The 2519-nt window shown below is 72.7% G+C and carries 4 protein-coding genes; 2 read left to right on the top strand and 2 right to left on the bottom strand.

Annotated features, from left to right (window positions below; genetic code table 11):
• Positions 1–593 (top strand): pentapeptide repeat-containing protein (locus tag FOE67_RS22595; protein WP_182666685.1); only part of this gene is annotated, 593 nt, incomplete at its 5' end.
• Between the two features lie 141 nt (positions 594–734).
• On the opposite strand, the gene FOE67_RS22590 is transcribed toward FOE67_RS22595, so the two are convergent.
• The gene (locus FOE67_RS22590; protein ID WP_182666684.1) at positions 735–1232 is read right to left on the bottom strand and encodes a hypothetical protein; all 498 of its coding nucleotides are present in this window, start codon (positions 1230–1232) and stop codon (positions 735–737) included.
• Between the two features lie 98 nt (positions 1233–1330).
• A complete protein-coding gene (locus FOE67_RS22585; protein ID WP_182666683.1) occupies positions 1331–1888 on the bottom strand; it encodes a TetR/AcrR family transcriptional regulator in 558 nt (185 codons plus the stop codon).
• 89 nt (positions 1889–1977) lie between these two features.
• Between FOE67_RS22585 and FOE67_RS22580 the strand changes: the two genes are divergently transcribed.
• On the top strand, positions 1978–2519 hold a 542-nt coding region (locus FOE67_RS22580), incomplete at its 3' end, for an alcohol dehydrogenase catalytic domain-containing protein (RefSeq protein WP_182666682.1).

Genomic DNA, 2519 nt, shown 5'->3' with positions numbered 1-2519 from the left:
CCCCGTACCTCGGCCCCGGCTCCGACCACGACGCGGAGGAGTTCACCGGCGTCGACCTCTCCGGCGAGGACGGCGGCGGCGCCGCCTTCCTGGAGTGCCTGCTGCGCGACTGCGTCCTGGACGAGACCCGTCTGCGCGGTGCCCGCCTGGTCGACTCCCTGCTGGAGAACGTGCGCGGCCTGGGCGTCGGCTTCGCCGAGGGCGTGCTGCGCGACGTGGAGTGGCGCGACGCCCGCCTCGGCGGCGCGCAGTTCTTCGGGGCCGAACTCAACCGGGTGGTCTTCCGGGGCGGGAAGATCGACTACGCCAACTTCCGGCAGGCCGGCCTCACCGACGTCGCCTTCGTCAACTGCGTGCTGGTCGAGCCCGACTTCGGCGGGGCCAAGCTGGAGCGGGTCTCCTTCGAGGGCTGCGAGGTGCGCGGCGCGGACCTCTCCGCCGTGCGGATGACGGACGTGGACCTGCGCGGGGTCACCGGCCTGGAGATCGCGCGCGGGGTGGAATCCCTCGCCGGGGCGGTCGTCACCCCCACCCAACTCCTCGACCTCGCCCCCGTCCTCGCCGCCCACCTGGGGTTGCGCGTCGAGCCCTGACGGCCCCGGGCCGCCGGCCGGGGACGGGGTGCGCCCGACGCCCCGTCCGCACCGGGAGGCGCCCGGGACCGGGCCGGAGTCCCTCACCGGCCCGACGTTGGGGCCCGGGCCGGGGCTCCCGCCCCGGGCGCCCCGGCGCGCTCAGACCCGGGGGAAGCGTGCCCGCAGGTCCCACACCACGGGGTTGTCGGCCAGCTCCTCATGCATGTCGGCGAGGTCCGCCAGCAGGTCGTGCAGGAAGTCCCGCGCCTCGCGGCGCAGCTCGGAGTGGAGCACCGAGAGCGTCGGCTGATCCGCCGAGGGGTGCTCGGGGGTGATCTCCACGTGCCCGAACCGCCGCACGAACAACCACACGTCCGCCGACTCCGGGAAGTCCAGCGCGGCCCGCTGCGGCTTGGCCGCCCGACTCCCCATCGGGTCCCGGTCCAAGCGCTCGGCGATGTCGCACAGCGCCCACGCGAAGTCCAGCACCGGCACCCAGCCGCGCGCGGTCGCCAACTCCTCGTCCCGCTCGGTGTCGGCCAGGTACACGTCCCCGGAGAACAGGTCGTGGCGCAGCGCCTTCACATCCGCCCGCCGGTAGTCGGTCTGCGGCGGGTCGGGGTAGCGGGAGGAGAGCGCGTAACCGATGTCGAGCATCCCCCGATGCTCCCACGCCGCACCGGGCCCGACGGGCGGGGCGGGGTGGATCCCGGCTGGTCCGGCGCATTCGAACCCCCGGGTGCGACGTGGCGGCCTCAGGGGCGGGAGGACATGGCGATTCGAACGAGGGTGCGTGCCAGTTCGATGCTCTCCGAGAGGGTGTCGAGTGGAAGCGGCTGTGTGGCGAGGGCCCCTTCGTGCAACAGGAGGAGCCGGCCGGCGAGCACCGCGGGGTCCGAGCAGCCGGCCTCCGTGGCGAGTTCCTCGAACAGGTTCAGCAGCCAGAGCTTTTGATCCACGGCGATGTGCCGCGCGGGATGGGAGGGGTCCGGGAGCTCGGCCAGCGCGTTGATGAAGGCGCATCCACGGGTGTGTGTGTCGGTCCAGGTCCGTAGTGCGTCGAAGGGGGCGAGGACGGCGTCGGCGGGCCGGTCGCGGGCTTCGACGGCTTGACGGACGAGAGCCCGCCAGCGCTGGGCGCGTTCCGCGAGGTAGGCCGCCACGAGGTGGTCCTTCGAGCCGAAGCGGTTGTACAGGGTGCGCTTGGTCACGCCCGAGCGCTCGGCGATCAGGTCCACGCCCACCGCTGTGATTCCGCGGTCGTAGAACAACTCCTCGGCGGCGGCCAGGATGCGGCGGCCGGCCGGGGTCATGGGTGGTGCTTCCCGCATCGAACGCCCTTTACCGATCGGTGTACCATGGGAAAAGTTCACCGATCAGTATACCTGCGAGGAGGTGTGCGATGGAGGTCTCAGGGACCATGCGCGCGGTGCGGATCACGGGGCACGGGGGGCCGGACCGTCTCGAGTCGGTGGAGGTGGCCGTGCCCGTTCCGCGGGATGGAGAGGTGTTGGTGCGGGTCGGCGCGGTGGCACTGAACAACACCGATCTGTGGACCCGTGAGGGGTCCTACGGTCGCCCGGGGGCCCCGGACGCGCTGTCGGGCTGGCGGGGGCCGATCGATTTCCCCCGCATCCAGGGGGCCGACGTGACGGGTCGTGTCGCGGCGGTCGGTCCCGATGCCGAGGAACGCCTCGTCGGTCGCCGGGTGCTCGTCGACCCGGCGATCTACGACGCCGGGGGACCGGACGCGAACCCGGTGGGTCTGATGGGGAGCGAACGCGACGGCGGTTACGCCGAGTACGTCACCGTGCCGGTGGAGCGGGTGCACGACGTGACCGAATCACCGCTCACGGACGACCAACTGGCCGCACTGCCCATCGCCTACGGAACGGCACTGGGCATGATCGAGCGGGGCGGGGTGGGGGAGGGCGAGACCGTCGT

Origin of the sequence: Streptomyces calidiresistens (assembly GCF_014141525.1) — a bacterium.
Lineage (GTDB): Bacteria > Actinomycetota > Actinomycetes > Streptomycetales > Streptomycetaceae > Streptomyces > Streptomyces calidiresistens.
Note: the sequence above shows the minus strand (reverse complement) of the source record. Positions and strands in the feature narration are given on the sequence as shown.

Excerpts from the sequence above, each read along its gene's own strand:
- FOE67_RS22590 (WP_182666684.1), bottom strand. The coding sequence starts at position 1,232 with ATGCTCGACATCGGTTACGCGCTCTCCTCCCGCTACCCCGACCCGCCG.
- FOE67_RS22585 (WP_182666683.1), bottom strand. The coding sequence starts at position 1,888 with ATGACCCCGGCCGGCCGCCGCATCCTGGCCGCCGCCGAGGAGTTGTTC.